General features: G+C 69.5%; 19 protein-coding genes. 16 read left to right on the top strand and 3 right to left on the bottom strand.

Annotated elements, in window-relative coordinates; translation table 11 throughout:
- Positions 1–40: 40 nt before the first annotated feature.
- From gabT to IFU30_RS05105, 8 genes are all read left to right on the top strand, one after another.
- Positions 41–1405: a 4-aminobutyrate--2-oxoglutarate transaminase gene (gene gabT, locus IFU30_RS05140; RefSeq protein WP_192004525.1), complete on the top strand. Its 1365-nt coding sequence runs from the start codon at positions 41–43 to the stop codon at positions 1403–1405.
- Between the two features lie 115 nt (positions 1406–1520).
- Entirely contained in the window at positions 1521–2987 is a 1467-nt protein-coding gene (locus tag IFU30_RS05135) for an NAD-dependent succinate-semialdehyde dehydrogenase (protein WP_192004524.1), read from the top strand.
- A 245-nt stretch (positions 2988–3232) separates the two neighbouring features.
- Entirely contained in the window at positions 3233–4591 is a 1359-nt protein-coding gene (locus tag IFU30_RS05130; protein WP_192004523.1) for a flavin monoamine oxidase family protein, read from the top strand.
- A gap of 311 nt (positions 4592–4902) precedes the next feature.
- Entirely contained in the window at positions 4903–5799 is an 897-nt protein-coding gene (locus tag IFU30_RS05125) for a universal stress protein (protein WP_086474644.1), read from the top strand.
- Positions 5796–7373 (top strand): APC family permease, encoded by a 1578-nt coding sequence (locus tag IFU30_RS05120; RefSeq protein ID WP_079705048.1) that lies wholly within the window; start codon positions 5796–5798, stop codon positions 7371–7373. The genes IFU30_RS05125 and IFU30_RS05120 overlap by 4 nt, the downstream gene beginning before the upstream one ends.
- A 104-nt stretch (positions 7374–7477) precedes the next feature.
- Positions 7478–7738, top strand: a complete 261-nt coding sequence (gene purS / locus IFU30_RS05115) for a phosphoribosylformylglycinamidine synthase subunit PurS (protein WP_064294182.1) — start codon at positions 7478–7480, stop codon at positions 7736–7738.
- Positions 7735–8436 (top strand): phosphoribosylformylglycinamidine synthase subunit PurQ, encoded by a 702-nt coding sequence (purQ, locus tag IFU30_RS05110; RefSeq protein WP_064294181.1) that lies wholly within the window; start codon positions 7735–7737, stop codon positions 8434–8436. Before purS ends, purQ begins: the two co-directional genes overlap by 4 nt.
- Before the next feature lie 257 nt (positions 8437–8693).
- Positions 8694–9401 carry a FadR/GntR family transcriptional regulator gene (locus tag IFU30_RS05105; RefSeq protein WP_192004522.1) on the top strand — a complete coding sequence of 236 codons (708 nt, stop codon included), beginning with the start codon at positions 8694–8696 and terminating at the stop codon, positions 9399–9401.
- Between the two features lie 142 nt (positions 9402–9543).
- Here IFU30_RS05105 and IFU30_RS05100 read toward each other — a convergent pair whose 3' ends face one another.
- Positions 9544–9864, bottom strand: a complete 321-nt coding sequence (locus tag IFU30_RS05100) for a hypothetical protein (RefSeq protein WP_192004521.1) — start codon at positions 9862–9864, stop codon at positions 9544–9546.
- A 69-nt stretch (positions 9865–9933) separates the two neighbouring features.
- Between IFU30_RS05100 and IFU30_RS05095 the strand changes: the two genes are divergently transcribed.
- The 3 genes from IFU30_RS05095 (at position 9934) to IFU30_RS05085 (ending at position 13776) form a co-directional block, all read left to right on the top strand.
- Entirely contained in the window at positions 9934–11205 is a 1272-nt protein-coding gene (locus IFU30_RS05095) for an HNH endonuclease signature motif containing protein (protein WP_192004520.1), read from the top strand.
- 433 nt (positions 11206–11638) lie between these two features.
- Complete coding sequence (locus IFU30_RS05090; RefSeq protein WP_192004519.1) at positions 11639–12526, top strand: NAD(P)-dependent oxidoreductase; 888 nt, start codon at positions 11639–11641, stop codon at positions 12524–12526.
- Positions 12523–13776, top strand: a complete 1254-nt coding sequence (locus IFU30_RS05085; protein ID WP_192004518.1) for a four-carbon acid sugar kinase family protein — start codon at positions 12523–12525, stop codon at positions 13774–13776. Before IFU30_RS05090 ends, IFU30_RS05085 begins: the two co-directional genes overlap by 4 nt.
- Here IFU30_RS05085 and IFU30_RS05080 read toward each other — a convergent pair.
- The gene (locus IFU30_RS05080) at positions 13773–14144 is read right to left on the bottom strand and encodes a winged helix-turn-helix transcriptional regulator (RefSeq protein WP_064294176.1); all 372 of its coding nucleotides are present in this window, start codon (positions 14142–14144) and stop codon (positions 13773–13775) included. The two genes, IFU30_RS05085 and IFU30_RS05080, sit on opposite strands and share 4 nt — an antisense overlap.
- Before the next feature lie 115 nt (positions 14145–14259).
- Between IFU30_RS05080 and IFU30_RS05075 the strand changes: the two genes are divergently transcribed.
- The 5 genes from IFU30_RS05075 (at position 14260) to IFU30_RS05055 (ending at position 19676) form a co-directional block, all read left to right on the top strand.
- Complete coding sequence (locus IFU30_RS05075) at positions 14260–15117, top strand: SDR family oxidoreductase (protein ID WP_191940475.1); 858 nt, start codon at positions 14260–14262, stop codon at positions 15115–15117.
- Between the two features lie 213 nt (positions 15118–15330).
- Positions 15331–17034, top strand: coding sequence for an amidohydrolase (locus tag IFU30_RS05070; RefSeq protein WP_192004517.1), 1704 nt, complete (start codon positions 15331–15333; stop codon positions 17032–17034).
- Position 17035: 1 nt separating this feature from the next.
- On the top strand, positions 17036–17929 hold the full coding sequence (locus IFU30_RS05065; protein WP_192004516.1) for an ABC transporter substrate-binding protein: 894 nt from the start codon (positions 17036–17038) through the stop codon (positions 17927–17929).
- A 2-nt stretch (positions 17930–17931) separates the two neighbouring features.
- On the top strand, positions 17932–18903 hold the full coding sequence (locus tag IFU30_RS05060; RefSeq protein WP_079705041.1) for an amino acid ABC transporter permease: 972 nt from the start codon (positions 17932–17934) through the stop codon (positions 18901–18903).
- Positions 18900–19676, top strand: a complete 777-nt coding sequence (locus IFU30_RS05055; RefSeq protein WP_274598595.1) for an amino acid ABC transporter ATP-binding protein — start codon at positions 18900–18902, stop codon at positions 19674–19676. Before IFU30_RS05060 ends, IFU30_RS05055 begins: the two co-directional genes overlap by 4 nt.
- Before the next feature lie 75 nt (positions 19677–19751).
- On the opposite strand, the gene IFU30_RS05050 is transcribed toward IFU30_RS05055, so the two are convergent.
- Positions 19752–19970 carry a hypothetical protein gene (locus tag IFU30_RS05050; protein WP_064294172.1) on the bottom strand — a complete coding sequence of 73 codons (219 nt, stop codon included), beginning with the start codon at positions 19968–19970 and terminating at the stop codon, positions 19752–19754.
- Positions 19971–20034 lie beyond the last annotated feature (64 nt).

The following is a 20034-nucleotide window of genomic DNA, read 5'->3' as shown; positions in this document are numbered from 1 at the left end:
CTCGGCGCCCCCGCCGGACGCGGCAGCCGAAGGAGTACCGATGACGAGCAGCACCGCAGCCCCCGCGCCCTCCATCCTCGGCGGACCCTCGCTCCCTCAGGAACGTCGCCTGGTCACCGCCATCCCCGGACCGATCTCCGAGGAACTCATGGCCCGGAAGCACGCCGCGGTCGCGTCCGGCGTCGGCACGACGATGCCGGTGTTCGCGGCCGGCGCGGGCGGTGGCGTTCTCGTCGACGTCGACGGCAACTCCCTGATCGACCTCGGATCCGGCATCGCCGTGACCGGCGTGGGCAACAGCAACCCGCGCGTCGTCGAGGCCGTCACCCGGCAGCTGCAGGAGTTCACCCACACCTGCTTCACCATCACCCCCTACGACTCCTACGTCGAGGTCGCCGAGGCGCTCAACCGCCTCACCCCGGGCGACAACGCCAAGCGGACGGCACTGTTCAACTCGGGCGCCGAAGCGGTCGAGAACGCGGTGAAGATCGCCCGCAGCCACACGAAGAAGCAGGCGGTCGTCGCCTTCGACCACGCGTACCACGGCCGCACGAACCTGACGATGGCCCTGACCGCCAAGTCCATGCCCTACAAGAGCGGTTTCGGCCCCTTCGCCTCCGAGGTGTACCGCGCTCCGTTGTCCTATCCCTTCCGCGACGGAGGACTGACCGGCCCCGAAGCGGCACAACGCGCGATCACCCAGATCGAGAAGCAGATCGGCGCAGACAACCTCGCGGCGATCATCATCGAACCCATCCAGGGCGAGGGCGGCTTCATCGTCCCGGCGGACGGCTTCCTGCCGACACTGCTCGACTGGGCCCGCGCGAACGACGTCGTCTTCATCGCCGACGAGGTGCAGACCGGCTTCGCCCGTACGGGTGCGATGTTCGCGTCCGAGCACTTCGACATCGTGCCCGACCTCATCATCACCGCCAAGGGCATCGCGGGCGGCCTGCCGCTCTCCGCCGTCACCGGACGCGCGGACATCATGGACGCCCCGCACGCCGGCGGCCTCGGCGGCACCTACGGCGGCAACCCACTCGCCTGTGTCGCTGCCCTTGCGGCGATCGAAGCGTACGAGGAGGAGGACCTCGCAGCCTCGGCCCGGGCGATCGAAACCCGCATCGTCGACCGCTTCACCGCGGCGCAGGCCTCCGACCCCCGCATCGGCGACATCCGCGGGCGCGGCGCCATGATGGCGGTCGAGTTCGTCGACCCAGCGACCGGCGAGCCCGACGCCGCCCTCACGGCACGCGTCGCCAAGGCCGCCCACCAGGCCGGCGTCATCGTCCTCACCTGCGGCACCTACGGCAACGTGGTCCGCTTCCTCCCGCCGCTGACCATCCCCCTCGAGCTGCTCGACGAGGGACTCGACGTCGTCCTCGAGGCGCTCGCCGCGAACTGACGCCACGCCCTTCGACAAGCTCAGGGACCGATGTAGTCGTCCCCGAGCTTGTCGAGGGGCATGCACGCTGAAACACTGTGACCGACGGCACCGACACCACCAAGGAGCTCCACCCATGACCGACGCACGTGAAACCGATCTGCTCGCCAAGGTCCCGAACGGCCTGTTCATCGGAGGCGTCTGGCGCGACGCAACGGACGGCGGGACGCTCGACGTGAGCGACCCGTCCACAGGCGACGTCATCAAGACGATCGCGGACGCCTCGGTCGCCGACGGCACGGCGGCCCTCGACGCCGCGGTCGCAGCACAGGACGAGTGGGCGGCGACCGCTCCCCGCACCCGCTCCAACATCCTCCGGAAGGCCTTCGACCTCCTCCAGGAGCGTCGCGAGGAGTTCGCCCTCCTCATGACGCTCGAGATGGGCAAGCCGCTCGCCGAGGCGAACGGCGAGGTCACCTACGGTGGTGAGTTCCTCCGCTGGTTCTCCGAGGAGGCCGTCCGCATCTCCGGACGCTACGGGTCGAACCCCGAGGGCACCGGCATGATGACCGTCTCGCAGCACCCCGTCGGCCCGTGCTTCCTCATCACCCCGTGGAACTTCCCCCTCGCGATGGCGACCCGCAAGATCGCCCCGGCGCTCGCCGCCGGCTGCACGGTCGTCGTCAAGCCCGCCGAGCTCACGCCGCTCACGACCCTGTACTTCGTGAAGCTGCTCGAGGACGCCGGGCTCCCCGCCGGCGTCGTGAACGTCATCACCACCTCCAGCTCCTCCGCGGTGTCCGGCCCGATCATCGCCGACCCGCGGCTCCGCAAGCTGAGCTTCACGGGTTCGACGGCCGTCGGTCAGAAGCTCATCGAGCAGTCCGCGAAGAACGTCCTCCGCACCTCGATGGAGCTCGGCGGCAACGCCCCGTTCGTCGTGTTCGAGGATGCCGACCTCGACAAGGCCGTGGAGGGCGCGATGGCCGCCAAGTTCCGCAACATCGGACAGGCGTGCACCGCTGCGAACCGCTTCATCGTCCACCGCGACGTCGCGGACGAGTTCGCGAAGCGCGTCACGGACAAGGTCAACGCGTTCCGCATCGGTCGTGGCACCGAGGACGGCGTGACGATCGGCCCGCTCATCGACGACCGCGCGGTCACGAAGGCGAAGACCCTCGTGGGCGACGCCGTCGAGCGCGGCGCCGAGGTCCTCACCGGCGGCGAGGCCGTCGACGGACCGGGCACCTTCTTCCAGCCGACGGTCGTCACCGGGGTCGTGCCGGGGTCCGACATCCTCCGCGAGGAGATCTTCGGCCCGGTCCTCGCGATCGTGCCGTTCGACGACGAGGACGAGGCCGTGCGGCTCGCGAACGACACCGAGTACGGGCTCGTCTCCTACGTGTTCACCACCGACCTCGCCCGCGGACAGCGCATGATCGGCCGCCTGCAGACCGGCATGATGGGCCTCAACGTCGGCGTCATCTCGAACGCCGCTGCACCGTTCGGTGGCATCAAGCAGTCGGGTATCGGTCGCGAAGGCGGGCTCGAGGGCATCCACGAGTACCTGTACACGAAGTACACCATGACGCCCATCGGCTGACCCGCCTCCGTCGGCACAACGGAAACCGTCGCCGATCGCCGATCCGACCGGCGACCTCGCCATCCTCGGTTCCATCCGACCGCCGGATCCGCCATACTCGACTATCGGCGCCGGTCCCGAGCACCACCCGACACCAGCGCATCACCCCAGTCCCGAGCACCACCCGGCCCCGAGCACCACCCGGTCACCCGAGCACCACCCCGGTCCCTGAGCTTGTCGAAGGGCCACGAACAGGAAGACACCTCATGAGCGCTATCGAACGCGACGTCGTCATCATCGGCGCCGGGGCCTCCGGGCTCACGGCCGCCACCAAGCTCCGCGCGGCGGGCCTGTCCGTCGCCGTCCTCGAGGCGCGCGACCGCGTCGGTGGTCGCCTCTGGACGAACCACATCGACGGAGCCATGCTCGAGCTGGGCGGCCAGTGGGTCTCCCCCGACCAGACCGCGCTGCTCGCCACGCTCGAGGAGCTCGGGCTCGACACCTACTCCCGCTACCGCGAGGGCGACAGCGTCTACGTCAATGCCGAGGGCGTGCGCACCCGCTTCACTGGCGACATCTTCCCCGTCGCCGAGTCGACCGCGGCCGAGATGGAGCGACTCATCACCCTGCTCGACGAGCTCGTGGAGGAGGTCGGCGTCACCGAGCCGTGGGCGCACGCCCGGGCGAAGGAGTACGACCGCATCTCGTGGAGCGCCTGGCTCGCCGAGCAGACGGACGACGTCGAGGCACGCGACAACATCGCCCTCTTCATCGCCGCCGCGATGCTCACGAAGCCCTCCCACTCCTTCTCGCTCCTGCAGGCGCTGCTCATGGCGGCGTCCGCCGGCAGCTTCACCCACCTCGTCGAGGCCGACTTCATCCTCGACAAGCGCGTCGTCGGCGGCCTGCAGCAGGTCCCGATCAAGCTCGCCGAGGCCCTCGGCGACGATGTCCACCTGTCCTCGCCCGTGCGTCGCCTCGAGTGGTCCGACGCCGGCGTCTCGGCCGAGGCGGACAGCGTGACGGTCAACGCGCGGTACGCGATCGTCGCCGTCCCGCCGAACCTCTACTCCCGCATCGACTTCCAGCCGCCGCTGCCGCGCCTCAGCCACCAGATGCACCAGCACATGTCGCTCGGGCTCGTCATCAAGGTCCACGCCGTGTACGAGACGCCGTTCTGGCGCGAAGACGGCCTGTCGGCGACCGCGTTCAGCCCGTACGAGCTCGTCCACGAGGCCTACGACAACACGAACCACGAGGACCCGCGCGGCACGCTCGTCGGGTTCGTCTCGGATGAGCGCGCCGACGAGGTCTTCAAGCTGAGCGCCGAGGAGCGCCGCGAGCGGATCCTCACCTCGCTGTCCCACTACTACGGCGAGCAGGCCCTCTCCCCCGTCGTCTACTACGAGAGCGACTGGGGCAGCGAGGAGTGGACGCGAGGCGCGTACGCGGCGAGCTTCGACCTCGGCGGGCTGTCGCGCTACGGCGCCATGCAGTCGACGCCGGTGGGCCCGATCTACTGGTCGACGAGCGACCTCGCCGCCGAGGGCTACCAGCACGTCGACGGCGCGATCCGCAAGGGCGCCGACACCGCGGAGGCGATCATCGCCCGCCACCAGGCGTAAGCGTCTCCCGGTTCCTGAGCCTGTCGAAGGGCCTCGGTCCCTGCCCTTCGACAAGCTCAGGAACCGCGTGTCGAAGGGCGCTCCGCTCCCCGCCCACCGCCTCCGGTCCCTGAGCACCACTTCCGGTCCCTGAGCATCACTTCCGGTCCCTGAGCTTGTCGAAGGGCCACCCCCGTCGATACCCTGCACCAACGAAACACCCGCACACCGCCGTGCATCCTGGTCCCGGTTCCTTAACCGGCGGTTCCTGAGCTTGTCGAAGGGCAGGAACCGCCATCACACGCTCGCACCCGATCGAAAGCGAACACCAGATGAGATACATCGTTGGCTACACCGATACGCCGGCGGGACGCGACGCGCTCGCGCTCGGCATCCGGATCGCTCGGACAACCGGAGCCCGGCTCGACATCGTCCTCGTGCTCGCGAACGAGGAGCGCCCGACGATCACCCCGGCCGATCCCGGCTACGAACGGTTCCTCCGTGAGACGGCCGAACGCTGGCTCGCCGAGGCGCTCGACGCGGTCCCAGCCGACATCACGGCCAAGACGCACCTCGTGTACGACGAGTCGTTCGCGGAGGGCCTCTTGGAGGCCTCCCGCATCCTCGAGGGCGGGCTCATCATCATCGGTGCGGCGCGCGGCGGACTCCTCGGCCGGTTCACGCTCGGCAGCGTCGCGAACACGCTCCTGCACTCGGCGGTCGTCCCGGTCGCCCTCGCTCCGGTCGGCAGCCGCGACCTCCTCGACGCGCAGCCCACCGGCGGCACGGTCAGCCGGATCACCTGCGCGATCGGCACCCGGGCCGGCGCGCACCAGCTGCTCGACGCGGCCATCGTCGTCGCCAAGAACGCGGTCATCCCGCTCCGCCTGGTCTCGCTCGTCGCACTCGACCAGCCGGAGGGCGCCGAGCACCCCGAGGCGACCGCCCGGGCCGAGTCTCACGCGGCGGAAGTCCTCGCCTACGCGACCGAGCACCTGCCGAAGGACATCGACGTGACCACCGAGATCGCCTCGGGCACCCGCATCGAGGACGCCGTCTCGCACCTCGAGTGGAAGCCCGCGGAGATCGTGCTCGTCGGTTCCAGCCGACTCGCCACCCCCAAGCACCTCTTCCTCGGCTCCACGGCAGCGAAGATGCTGCGTGAGCTCCCCGTACCCATGGTGGTCGTGCCCCGCGACTCCGTGCTGACCCTCGGAGACCCGACATGACTCCTCCCGAAACCACCCCGCCGCGCGACGTCGCCCACCCCGAGACGACCGCGACGGGCGCCCTCTCCAAGAAGGGCCTCGGCGCCGGCACCGTCGGCCTCGTCGGCGCGATCGTCATCGGCATCTCGTGCATCGCCCCGGCGTACACGCTGACCGGTGCCCTCGGTCCGACCGTCGCGGAGGTCGGCACCCACGTGCCGGCCATCTTCCTCGTCGGCTTCATCCCGATGCTGCTCGTCGCCTTCGGCTACCGGGAGCTCAACAGCCGCATGCCGGACTCCGGCACCTCGTTCACCTGGGCGACGCGCGCGTTCGGCCCGTGGGTCGGTTGGATGGCCGGTTGGGGCCTCATCGCCGCGACCATCGTCGTGCTCTCGAACCTCGCGGGCATCGCGGTCGACTTCTTCTACCTGATGCTGTCGCAGATCTTCCAGAACCCCGACATCGCCGGCCTCACGTCGAACCCGTTCATCAACGTCATCACCTGTCTGGCGTTCATGCTCGGGGCGACGCTCATCTCCTATCGCGACATGCAGACGACGCAGAAGCTGCAGTACGTGCTCGTGGGCTTCCAGTTGCTCGTGATGGTGCTGTTCGGCATCGTCGCCTTCGCGCACGTCGCGGGCGGGGACGCGTTCGACGCCCTCCCGATCTCGCTCGACTGGTTCAACCCGTTCGCCGTCGGGTCGTTCAGCGCATTCGCCGCCGGCCTCTCGCTCTCCATCTTCATCTTCTGGGGTTGGGACGTCACGCTGACGATGAGCGAGGAGACGAAGGGGTCGAGCTCGACGCCAGGCAAGGCCGCCACGGCCACGGTCGTCATCATCGTCGTCCTTTACCTGTTCCTGTCGGTCGCGCTCATCAACTACGCGGGCGTCGGCGACGGCGAGTTCGGGCTCGGCAACGAGGACATCCAGGGCAACGTGTTCTTCTCGCTCGCGGGGCCCATCCTCGGTCCGCTCGCGATCCTCGTGTCGATCGCGGTGCTGTCGTCCTCGGCCGCCTCGCTGCAGTCGACGTTCGTCTCCCCCGCGCGGACCCTGCTCGCGATGGGGCACTACGGCGCGCTGTCGCCGAAGTTCTCGAAGGTGCACCCGAAGTTCTTCACGCCCGGCTACGCGACGATCGTCTCGAGTGTCGTCGCGTCGGTGTTCTACGCGGTCATGCGCTTCATCTCCGAGGACGTGCTCTGGGACACGATCACGACCCTCGGCATGATGATCTGCTTCTACTACGGCCTGACGGCGTTCGCGTGCGTCTGGTACTTCCGGAAGCAGTGGTTCTCGAGCGCACGGAACTTCTTCTTCCAGTTCTTCTCCCCGCTCGTCGGCGGTCTCATCCTGGGCGTGCTCTTCTTCACCACGATCATCGAGAGCGCCGACCCCGACTACGGCAGCGGGTCGAACATCGGCGGTGTCGGACTCGTGTTCATCCTCGGCATGATCATCATCGTGGCGGGCATCGTCATCATGCTCATCCAGGCGAAGCTCCGACCGGACTTCTTCCGCAACAAGACGCTCGCCCGCGGCATCGCCGGCGACGCGAACGAAGCGGACGCCGCCCTCCCGGAATGACCCGCTGACCACGACGCCCGTCCGACGCACCTCGTCGGACGGGCGTCGTGCGCTCGGCGCTAGACTGTTCGCATCCCCGCCGCGTCGCAACGAAAGAGACCTCCGTGCCGACCATCGTCGTAGAAGTCATGCCGAAAGCCGAACTGCTGGACCCCCAGGGCAAGGCCGTCGCCGGCGCCCTCGCGCGTCTCGGCAAGAGCGAGTTCACCGATGTCCGCATCGGCAAGCGCTTCGAGCTCACGGTCGACGGCCCCATCACCGACGCCACGCGCGCCACGGTGCAGCAGATCGCCGACGACATCCTCTCGAACGCCGTGATCGAGGACGTCGTGGCCATCCACTACCCCGAGGGCTCCGAGGCATGACAACCCGTATCGGTGTCATCACCTTCCCCGGTTCGCTCGACGACCGCGACGCCCAGCGCGCGGTCCGCATGGCGGGTGCCGAGCCCGTCGCGCTCTGGCACGGCGACCACGACCTCCAGGGTGTCGACGCCGTCATCCTTCCGGGTGGCTTCAGCTACGGCGACTACCTCCGCGCCGGCGCGATCGCCGCAGTCTCGCCGATCATGACCGAGCTGAAGGACGCCGCCGGCAAGGGCATGCCGATCCTCGGGATCTGCAACGGCTTCCAGATGCTCGTCGAGGCGCACCTGCTGCCCGGCGGCCTCATCCGGAACGCCCACCAGCAGTTCATCCGTCGCGACCAGCTGCTCACGGTCGAGAACGCCGACACCGCCTGGACCCACCAGTTCTCGAAGGGGCAGGAGATCACCATCCCGCTCAAGAACGCCGACGGCGGCTACATCGCCGACGCCGAGACCCTGGCACGCGTCGAGGGCGAGGGCCTGGTCGCGTTCCGCTACGCGGGCGTGAACCCGAACGGTTCCCTCGACGACATCGCCGGCCTCACGAACCCGGCCGGCAACGTCGTCGGGCTCATGCCGCACCCCGAGCACGCGATCGAGCCGGGCTTCGGTCCCGACACCCCGCTCGCCATGCGCTCCGGTGTCGACGGTCTCGCCTTCTTCACGAGCGCCGTGCAGGCCCTCCAGGCGGTCTAGCAAACACACGTCGCCTCCACGCCCGTCCCGATCCGTCGGGGCGGGCGTGTTGCGTCGGTGGAGGGATCCCGAAGCGCCGCCCAGGTCCCTGAGTGCCGCCCCGGTCCCTGAGCCCCACCCCGGTCCCTGATCCCTACCACCCCGGTCCCCGAGCCCCAATCCGGTCCCCGAGCCCCAATCCGGTCCCTGAGCTTGTCGAAGGGCGGCCCGCACCACCGGCTACCATCGACACTGGTCGGACCAATCGAGGGGGCAGCATGGCGGAGCCGCTCGAGGCGCTCGTGGCGAGGCTCGTCGAACTGGCCACGCCGGAGCCCGGCACCACCGCGCGGCGCCTGCCTCCGGAACGCGAGCTCGGCGAGGCACTGCAGATGAGCCGCGGCGCCCTTCGCGAACAGCTCGCAGTCCTCGAACGGCTCGGCTTCCTCCACCGCACCCAGGGTCGGGGCACCTCCATCGACGCTCCGGGCGACGACTTCGTCCGCAGTTGGTTCACCATCTCCCGTCAGCTGGGCTACCTGTCCGACGATCAGTTCGCCCGCTCGCGCATGATGCTGGAGGAGACCGTCGCCGAGGCGGCGGCCGGGCTCGTCACCGACGAGGCGGTCGCGGTGCTGCGCGCCGACGTCGACCGCATGATCGCCGCGACGCTCGCCGGGGATCACGATGCGGCGCTCGAGGCCGACGTCGACTTCCACAGCCGACTGAACGCCATCGTCGACGACCCGATCTTCCGACTCATGCACGAGGGCTTCAGTCACGTGCTCCGCGAGACGATCCGGCAGCGTCGACTCCGCGCGATCGAGGTGGAGCAGCCGGACGAGCGCGGCGTCCGGCGGACCGACAGCGTGCACTACGCCGTCGTCGACGCCCTGGCCGCTCGAGATGCCGAGGCCGCCCGACGCGCGATGCGCCAGCATTTCGAGGACTGGTTGCAGCTCGAAACCGACGACAGCGCGAGCTGATGCGTCGCGGCCCCGACCCGGTCCGGGCAACCTCCTCCGCTCCCTGAGCCTGTCAACGGGCCCACGGAACACCCGCCGAACCCGGCAACGCCCCTTCGGTCCCTGAGCCTGTCGAAGGGCACTCGTCGGCACTTCGACACGCTCAGTGACCGGAAGAGGTGCACGCGGATTCCTTCCGGACCCAGAGCAACCCTCTCCGGTCCCTGAGCTTGTCGAAGGGCACACGGGAGAACCCCGCGAATCCGGCATGCCTCCTCCGCTCCCTGAGCCTGTCGAAGGGCCCACGGGAGAACCCCGCGAATCCGGCATGCCTCCTCCGGTCCCTGAGCCTGTCGAAGGGCACACGGGAGAACCCCGCGAATCCGACATGCCTCCTCCGGTCCCTGAGCTTGTCGAAGGGCACACGGGAGAACCCCGCGAATCCGGCATGCCTCCTCCGCTCCCTGAGCCTGTCGAAGGGCACTCGAGGACACTTCCACAACCGGGCCGACTCAGCATCTGGAATGTCAGTGGTTCATGATGGACTTGTTTCATGACCGAAACCGCCCTCACAGCGATCCGCGCGAGCGACGAGCACGCCGCGCAGCTTGCGGAGTTCTCGGATCACTACGCGGACATCCAGCGTCGGCGTGCTGGTCTGGACGCCGAGGAGGCTCGGTTGCTGGCCCGTTCCGCGGCCTACGCCGACGCGCTCGCCGACTCGGTCGTTCCGGCCGTGTTCCCGCCGGCCGAGCGACTGGCCCTGTCGCGCCGCTCCACGTGCGCAGCCCTCGCGATGGCGACCCGAACGCCTGAGCAGACGGTGCAGCGGGCGACGAACGACGCCGAGCGCCTCGTGAATGATGCTCCGGCCGTGCTGGCGTCGCTCGAGGCCGGTCGCATCTCGGCCCGGCACGCGCAGACGATCATCGACCAACTCAGTGACGTGCCGACCGCAGGACGGGCGGTGTTCCTCGCTGAGGTACTACAGGTCGCGGAGGAGACGACCAACGCGAATCTTCGCAGGCGCGCTCGTGTCCTGCGGGAGCGCCTCCACCCCGAATCGATCACCGCCCGAGCGGTCCGCTCCGAAGCCGACCGCCGGGTCGAGTTCGAGCCCGCGGCCGACGGCATGGCGTGGGTGCACTTGTTCACCACGGCGCCCATCGCGCAGGGCATCGTCGAGCGCGTCGAAGCAGCCGCCGCCGAATCGCGCCAGGCCGGGGACACCCGCACGTGCGCTCAGCTTCAGGCCGATGCCCTTGCGGCGCTCGCGCTCACCGGCGTGACCCCGGACGACGTGATGTCGAGCCCGGTCCTACCCCACCCGATCGAGGTCCAGGAGCATATCAAGCCCACCGTGCAGATCACCGTCCCGGCGCTCAGCATGGCAGGTGCCAGCGACGCCCCGGCCACGCTCGACGGGTACGGTCCGATCGATCCGGAAACCGCTGCACGTATCGCGGTGAACGCACCAAGCTTCACCAGGATCCTCGTCCAACCGGAAACCGGCGCGGTCTTGTCGGTCGGGCGGAACCAGTACCGGGTTCCGGCCGACCTGCAACGCGCGGTCCGCCTGCGGGACGGCACCTGTCGGGCACCGGGCTGCGGGCGACGAGCCAGAGCCTGCGACCTCGACCACTCCATAGCATGGGAGGACGGCGGCGCAACAGATGTCGGGAATCTCGCCTGTCTCTGCCGACATCACCACCGGATGAAGCACCTCCCCGGATGGAACCTCGACCACGGACCCGGTGGCGTCCTCGACTGGACGACACCCGACGGGAAAAACCATCGAACGGAACCGGACCCCGCCCCGTTCTGACCTCCGCCGGTCCCTGAGCCCGTCGAAGGGTTCCCCGTGGGCACTTCGACAGGCTCAGTGACCGGGAGAGGTGTACCCAGAACCGATTCGGTACCCGAGCCTGTCGACGGGGTCCTCGTGGGCACTTCGACAAGCTCAGCGACCGGGCTGGCCTGTGCTCGCACGCTTTCGGTCCCTGAGCCTGTCGAAGGGCAGTCGAGCCGCGCCACCTCGGTCACCCCCCCCCCCCCCCCGAAATCACGCTCGATCGCTGAGCTGCGCGCACGGGGCCCATAGACGTGTCGAAGGGTCCTCGGGGGCATTTCGACAAGCTCAATGACCGGAAGGAGCCGCGTACCCCGTGTCGACGGACAGCCGGGCGCCCACCACCGGGCGCTTGCCCGCGTCGACACCGGCAGCTACGATTGGTCCAACCAATCCACCGGAGGACGCCATGGCATCGACGCCACAGCCCGCACACACCATCACCTTCGTCGGCATCGGCGCGATCGGCCTGCCGATGGCCACCCAGCTCGCCGCGGCCGGCCACCGGGTCACGGGCGTCGACCCCTTCCCCGCCGCACGGGAACGCGCGGCCGGCGCCGGCATCAGCGCGGTCGGATCCATCACCGAGGCATCGCAAGCCGACACCGTCGTGGTCATGGTCGCGACGCCCGACCAGCTCGCCGAACTCGTCACCCTCGCCCTCGCCGACACCGATCCCGCCGGCCAGACCTGGATCATCATGAGCACCGTCGGCCCCGCCTCCGTCGTCGAGCAGGCCGCCCGTCTCGAAGCCGCGGGCGCAGCGGTCGTCGACGCACCGGTCACCGGCGGCGTGGCACGCGCCAGCACCGGCGAGCTCACCATGTTCGTATCCGGATCCCCCGCCGCCACCGCGGCCGCAGCGGAGCCGCTCGCCGCCCTCGGCACCGCCAGGATCGTCGGCGAAGCCATCGGCGACGGCCAGGCGATCAAGGTCGTCAACCAGCACCTCTGCGCCGTGCACATCGCCGCTGCCGCCGAAGCCCTCGCCCTCGCATCCTCGCTCGGACTCGACCCGGCGGCCGTCCTCCCCCTCGTCGAGTCCGGTGCAGCCGCGTCCTGGATGCTGTCGGACCGCGGACCCCGCATGCTGCAGGACACCGATGCCCCGGTGATGAGCCGCGTCGACATCTTCGTCAAGGACACCGGCCTCGTCGCCGATGCGGCGAGCGCCGCCGGAGCCGCGACCCCCGTCCTCGACGCAGCGCGCGAACGCTTCCTCGCCGCTGCGGCGTCCGGCCTCGGCGCACGCGACGACTCCCGAGTGATCGAGACCTACCAGGAGCCCGACGCATGAAGACCCTCATCCTCGACGACGACCCCACCGGCACGCAGTCGGCCTCCGGCGTCGACGTCCTGCTGGAGTGGGACGCCGACCTCATCGAGCAGGCCCTCGGCGGAGCCGACGCGGTCTACCTGCTCACCAACACCCGCGCCGTCCCGGAGGACGAGGCCGTCGCGCTCCTGGAACGCACCCGCGAGCAGGCGGCGGAGGCCGGCCGTCGTCTCGGAGAACGCATCCACATCGTCCTCCGAGGCGACTCGACCCTGCGCGGGCATGTGTTCCCCGAGACCGCCGTCTTCACCGGGGACCGCAGCGTCATCGTGTTCGTCCCGGCCTTCCCGGAGGGCGGGCGCACGACCATCGACGGCACCCACTACGTCCGGATCGGTGACGAGACACTGCCGGCCCACGAGACGGAGTACGCCCAGGACCCCGTGTTCCCGTTCCGCTCGGGACACCTGCCGGACTACGTGCGCGAGCAGTCCGGGCGGGAGACCGCCCACTTCGGTCTGGCGGGTCTTCGCGACGGCGCCGCCGAGTTCCGTGCAGCTCTCCGTGACGCCGCTCCCGGAACGGTGCTCCTTCCGGACGCGGAGACGGGAGACGACGTCCGGATCATCGCGCAGGCCATCACGGCGGCCTGGGCCGACGGAGCCGACGTGGTCGTCCGGTCCGCGTCCCCCCTCGCTGCAGCCATCGCGGGTGTCGAGAGCGACGGCCTCCTCCCCTCGCCGCTCGTCGCGGAGCCGGTCGCCGCGCTCCTCGTCTGCGGCTCCCACACCATCGGTGCGACGCGACAGCTCGCGCCCGTCGAGGCGGCGTTCGGGCCCGCCGAGATCGTCCCCACGAGCGACGCCCTCCAGGATGCCGTCGCCACCGGACGGGCAGTGGCGGAGGCCGCTCGAGCGAGACTCGCCGCGACGGGGTTCGCCGCGATCTCGTCCGAGCGGGAACGGGACGCCTCGCACAACACGCTCGACCACGGCGAGCGGGTGATGACCGCACTGACGTCGGCGACCGCTGCGCTCCGAGGATCGGTGGAGGTCGTCGTGTCGAAGGGCGGCATCACCTCCGCCGAGGTCGCCCGGGTCGGCCTCGGCGCCAGGCGGGCGCGCGTCCTCGGACAGGTACTGCCCGGGGTCTCGGTGTGGAGCGTGGTGACACCCGAGGACGAGGAGAAGCTCTACGTGGTCGTCCCGGGGAACGTCGGCGACCCATCGACGCTCGTGGACGTCCTTGCGGCACTCGGCCGGACCGCCTAGCGTCCGAGGATCTCCGACGCGTTGTGGTCGATCCACGCCATCAAGGGCATCAGGTGCTCGTTGAGGTCGCGACCGCGGTCGCTCAGGCTGTACTCGACACGGGGCGGGATCTCGGGGTGTGCGACGCGGACGACGAGGCCGTCCTCCTCGAGCGTGCGGAGTGTCTGGGCCAGCATCTTCTCGCTGATGCCCTGGACCACCCGTCGCAGCTCACCCCAGCGATGGGTGCCGTCGGACAGCGCCAGGAGGACGAGGACGCCCCACTTGCTGGTCACGTGGTCGAGCACCGTGCGCGAGGGGCAGGCGGCAGGCAGGATGCCGTCGGTGAATCCGGGGCGTCTTCCCAGCTGCGTGTCTACGCTCGTCATGACTCATTCCTTACTTGTCGGACAGTAGCTTACCTCAAAGTGGGTACTGCAGATCGGGAAGTAATGTGATCGGAAGCGGGTTCCTCCTCAGCGAACCCCATCGAAAGGACCTCACATGTCTCTCGTCGTCACCGGAGCCACCGGCCAGCTCGGCCACCTCGTCGTCGAGCACCTGCTCGCCCGCGGCACCGACCCCGCCACCATCGTCGCCACCGGCCGCCGGACCGAGGCGCTCGCCGATCTCGCCGCGCAGGGCGTCCGTACCGCGAAGGTAGACTTCGCCGACCCGGCCACCCTCGACGCCGCCCTCGAGGCCGGTGACACGGTCCTGCTCGTCTCCAGCAGCGAGGTCGGCCAGCGCGTCGCCCAGCACGCCGCGGTCATCGACGCCGCCAAGCGCGCCGGCGTCGCCCGCCTCGTCTACACGAGCGCGCTCCGGGCCGACACCTCCCCACTGATCCTCGCCCCCGAGCACAAGGCGACCGAGGAGCTCATCCACGCGTCCGGCCTCCCCTTCACCATCCTCCGCAACGGCTGGTACACCGAGAACTACGGCCAGTCCGTCGACCAGGCCAAGGCGACCGGATCGTTCGTCGGGAGCGTCGGCGACGGTCTCGTGTCGAGCGCGTCGCGTACCGACTACGCGGAGGCGGCCGCCGTCGTCCTCACGACCGACGGCCACGAGGGCAAGGCCTACGAGCTCGCCGGCGACGTCGCGTGGTCGCACAACGAGCTGGCGCAGGCGATCGGCGAGGTCATCGGCCGCGAGGTCGCGTACCAGGACCTCTCTCCCGAGGACCACCTGACGGCCCTGCTGGCCGCCGGTCTCGATGAGGGCACCGCGGGATTCGTCGTCGCCCTCGACGGCAACACCCGTGACGGGCTCCTCGCCGACACGAGCGGCGACCTCGGTCGGCTGATCGGGCGTCCGACCACGCCCCTGATCGAAGGACTGCGCACGCTCGTCGCCTGAGCCGCGTCCACACCTCCTGCAATCAGCCGGGCCCGGAGCACATGCTCCGGGCCCGTTCGCGTGCGCTGACGCCACGGCTGGAGGAATCCGTTGCAGAAACGCGATCCGACGCACGAATCCGTCACCTCGATCCGGGTTATGCTCTCGATACCGCTAGCGCGCCGAGGATGACGCGCCGGCCAGACGGCACCACCGACGCTTCGAGCAGGTGATATGACGAGCAACGCGGACACGGTCTTCACCGGAGGCACCGTCTTCCGGAACGCCCTGCTCACGCCGCAGACCGGTGCCGTCGCCGTCTCCGACGGCCGGATCGTCGCCCTCGACGCCGACGCGCGCGCGGCGATCGGTCCCGACACCGAGATCGTGGACCTCCGAGGCGGTCTGCTGCTCCCCGGCTTCGTCGATGCGCACGTCCACCCCGTCGAGGCCGGACTCGAACAGCTCGCGTGCGACCTGTCGGCCGAGCGCACCCCCGAGGAGTATCTCGCCACGATCGCCGCCTACGCCGAGGCCCACCCCGAGCGCCCGTGGATCGTCGGCGGCGGCTGGCAACAGGCCGCCTTCCCCGGCGGCACCCCGCTCGCCGCGGACCTCGACCGGGTGGTGCCGGACCGCCCCGTCTTCCTCCAGAACCGCGACCACCACGGCGCCTGGGTGAACACCGCGGCACTCCGTCTCGCCGGCATCGACCACACCACACCGGACCCCGCTGACGGCCGGATCGAGCGGGACGCGGACGGCACCCCGAACGGCATGCTCCACGAGGGTGCCCGCTCGCTCGTGTCCCGGTTCGTCCCCGTCGACACCGACGAGGACGTCGCGGCAGCCCTCGTCGCAGCCCAGCAGACCCTCCACGGCTTCGGCGTCACCGGCTGGCAGGATGCGATCGTCGGCGACTACGGCAGTCACACCGACACGAGCGACGCCTACCTGCAGGCGATGGCGGACGGGTCACTCACCAGCGACGTCGTGGGGGCGCTCTGGTGGGACCGGGATCGTGGACTCGAGCAGATCGACGAACTCATCGCACGCCGCGACGCGATCGCACGCCGCGCCGCAGCCCTCGGGACGACGACCGGGCGATTCACGGCGGGCACCGTCAAGATCATGCAGGACGGCATCCCCGAGAACCGGACCGCCGCGATGATCGACCCCTACCTCCGCACCTGCCACTGTGGCGACACCGCGCCCGAGCGCGGCATCTCCTTCCTGGAGCCCGCGACCCTCGTCGAGGCGGTCACGAGGCTCGACGCCGCCGGATTCCAGGTCCACTTCCACGCGATCGGCGACCGGGCGGTCCGCGAGTGCCTCGACGCCCTCGAGGCCGCGCGGGAGCGCAACGGCGAGAGCGACAACCGGCACCACATCGCGCACGTGCAGATCGTCCACCCCGACGACCTGCCGCGGTTCGCCCGACTCGGCGTCACGATGAACATGCAGGCGCTCTGGGCCACGTGGGAGCCCCAGATGGTCGAGCTGAACCTGCCCCTGCTCGGCGAGGAACGCGCCTCCTGGCAGTATCCGTTCGGCGATGCGGCACGACTCGGCACCCTGCTCTGCGCCGGATCGGACTGGCCCGTCACGACTCCCGACCCGTGGCAGGCCCTGCATGTGGCCGTCAACCGGACGCTGCCGGCCGACGATCCCGACCACCACCCCGAACCGCTCAACCCGGGACAGTCGCTGACGCTCGGGGCGGCGATCGCCGCGTACACGCACGGGTCCAACCGGATCGACCACCGCGACGACACCGGAGTGATCGAGGTCGGCGCCGTCGCAGACCTCGTCCTCGTCGATCGCGACCCGTTCGCCGGCCCCACCACCGAGATCGCGCACACCAGGACCGTCGGGACCTGGATCGCCGGACGCCGCGTCTTCACCTCCACCACCACATCAACCGAGCAAGGAACCTGACATGAAGAACCGATACCTGCTCCCGGCCGCACTCACGGCCGCCGCCGCGCTGCTGCTCACCGGCTGCGTCAACAACGAGGTCGCCACACCCGACGCCACCGGCTCAGCTGCCGCGGTGACCGTCGACAAGGCCGCCGAGGCCCTGCTCCCCGACGACATCCGTCAGGCCGGCAAGCTCATCCTCGGCACCGACGCGACCTACGCGCCCAACGAGTTCAAGGACGCGAACGGCGACCCGATCGGTTGGGAGATCGAGCTCGCCGACGCGATGGCCGGCAAGCTCGGCCTCACCACCGACTACCAGGTGGCGAAGTTCGACAACATCATCCCGAGCATCACCGGTGGCAAGTACGACGTCGGGCTGTCGTCCTTCTTCGACACCAAGGAGCGTCAGCAGCAGGTCGACATGGTCGACTACTTCACGGCCGGGATCCAGTGGGCGACCCTCGCGGGCAAGTCCGTCGACCCCGACAACGCCTGTGGGCTGAAGGTCGCCGTCCAGAACGGCACGACGGAGGCCCTCGACGACGTCCCCGCCAAGTCACAGGCCTGCACGGACGCCGGCAAGCCCGCGATCGAGGCCCTCGGCTACGACACGCAGGACGAGGCGACGGCAGCGGTCACGCTCGGCCGCGCCGATGCGATGACCGCCGACTCCCCGGTCGTGCAGTACGCCGTCCAGCAGAGCGACGGGAAGCTCGAACTCTCCGGTGACGTCTACTCCACGTTCCTCTACGGCATGCCGATCGCGAAGGACCGTGGCGACCTCGGCAAGGCCCTCCAGGCCGCCCTGCAGTCCCTCATGGAGGACGGCACCTACGGCTCGATCCTGAGCAAGTGGGGCGTCGAGTCCGGCGCCATCGACAAGATCGACATCAACGGCGCGACGAGCTGACCATGAGCGACTCCAGAACCACCGGAACGGCGTCCGCGCCCCCGGTGCCGTTGAAGGTCGTCAAGCTCCGCCATCCCTGGCGGAACGTGTTCGCCGTCATCATCGTGCTGTTGCTCGTCGCCTTCGTGGTCGACGCGGCGACGCGGCCGGCGTACGACTGGCCGGCCGTCGGCAAGTACGTCTTCGACCGGCGGATCACCATGGCAGCGCTCATCACACTGCAGCTGACGGTGTACTCGATGATCGGCGCCATCGTCCTCGGCGTCGTGCTCGCGATCATGCGACTGTCGCCGAACCCGGTGCTCAAGGCCATCGCATGGGGCTTCGTCTGGCTGTTCCGCGGGACGCCGGTCTACGTGCAGCTGGTCTTCTGGGGCCTGCTCGCGACGATCTATCCGACGCTCAACATCGGCCTGCCGTTCCTCCCGCCGATCGCGCAGCTGCCGACGGACGCCGCGCTGAACACCTTCTGGATCGCCGTCATCGGGCTGGCGCTCAACGAGGCCGCCTACATGTCGGAGATCGTGCGCGCCGGTCTGCTGTCGGTGGACCGCGGACAGGAGGAGGCGTCGACGGCGCTCGGGATGAGTTGGGCGCAGACGATGCGGCGGGTCATCCTGCCGCAGTCGATGCGGATCATCATCCCGCCGACGGGCAACGAGGTGATCTCGATGCTCAAGACCACCTCGCTCGTGACGGCCGTCCCGTTCACGCAGGAGCTCTACACGAGGTCGCGGGACATCTCGTCCGAGACGTTCAACCCGATCCCGCTGCTCATCGTCGCGTCGCTCTGGTACCTGCTGTTCACCTCGATCCTGATGGTGGGTCAGTACTTCCTGGAGAAGCGGTTCGCGCGCGGGCTCACCAGGATCGACGCGGGGGCACCGGTCACGACCGAGGCCATCCAGGTCCAGGAGGCCGAGGCGCGCGCCAAGCAGAGTCCTGCCGACGGCGAGAGCGGAGAACGACGATGACGATCACGGACACGACCGACATGGTCCGCGCGGAGGGCGTGGTGAAGTCCTTCGGCTCGAACACGGTCCTCAAGGACATCTCGCTCACGGTACGACGCGGCGAGGTGATGTGCCTGGTCGGGCCGTCGGGCTCCGGCAAGTCGACCTTCCTGCGCTGCATCAACCACCTGGAGCGGGTCGACGGCGGACGGTTGCTCGTCGAGGGTGACCTCATCGGCTACCGCGAGCGGGGCGACAAGCTCTACGAGTTGAAGCCCAAGGAGGCGGCGAAGCAGCGGCGCGACATCGGCATGGTGTTCCAGCGGTTCAATCTGTTCCCCCACATGACGGCGCTCGAGAACATCATCGAGGCACCCATGCAGGTGAAAGGCCAACGGCGCGCGGTCGCCGAGCAGCGCGGCCGGGAACTCCTGGACCGGGTCGGTCTGAGCGACAAGGCGGCGGCGTACCCCGGCCACCTGTCAGGCGGTCAGCAGCAGCGGGTCGCGATCGCGCGGGCCCTCGCGATGGACCCGAAGCTCATGCTGTTCGACGAGCCGACCTCGGCACTCGACCCGGAGCTGGTCGGCGAGGTCCTCGACGTCATGAAGGGACTCGCGAAGGACGGCATGACGATGATCGTCGTCACGCACGAGATGGGGTTCGCCCGGGAGGTGGCCGACTCGCTCGTGTTCATGGACGGCGGCGTCGTCGTGGAGACGGGAGCGCCCCGCGAGGTACTCGCCAATCCGCAGCACGCCAGGACGCGCGCGTTCCTGTCGAAGGTGTTGTGAGCACGAACGCCGCCCGCTCTCCCAGACCTGGGTGAGCGGGCGGCGTTCCACCCGAGGACGGGCGGGCGAAGGGGCTCAGTGGAGCTTCTTCTGGACTTCCTTCTGGGCCTTCGCCGTGGCCTTCTTCGCGTTCTTCACGGCCTTCTTGCGCGCCTTCTCGACGCGAGGGTCGTTCCAGAACTCTTCTGCGGCGTGCTTGATCTCGCGGTACCGGGTGCGTCCGGCCTTCGCGCCGAGCGTGTAGGCACCGAAGGCGATGAGGCCGACGATGATGAGGAGGATCTTCTTACCCATGATGTTGCTCCCTCTCCCACGGATCGCCGTGGGGCGTTGATGTGTCCCGATGGTTCTTCCCGCG

The organism is Plantibacter sp. CFBP 8798, assembly GCF_014841195.1.
GTDB lineage: Bacteria > Actinomycetota > Actinomycetes > Actinomycetales > Microbacteriaceae > Plantibacter > Plantibacter auratus.
This window is presented reverse-complemented; position numbering and strand designations above follow the sequence as displayed.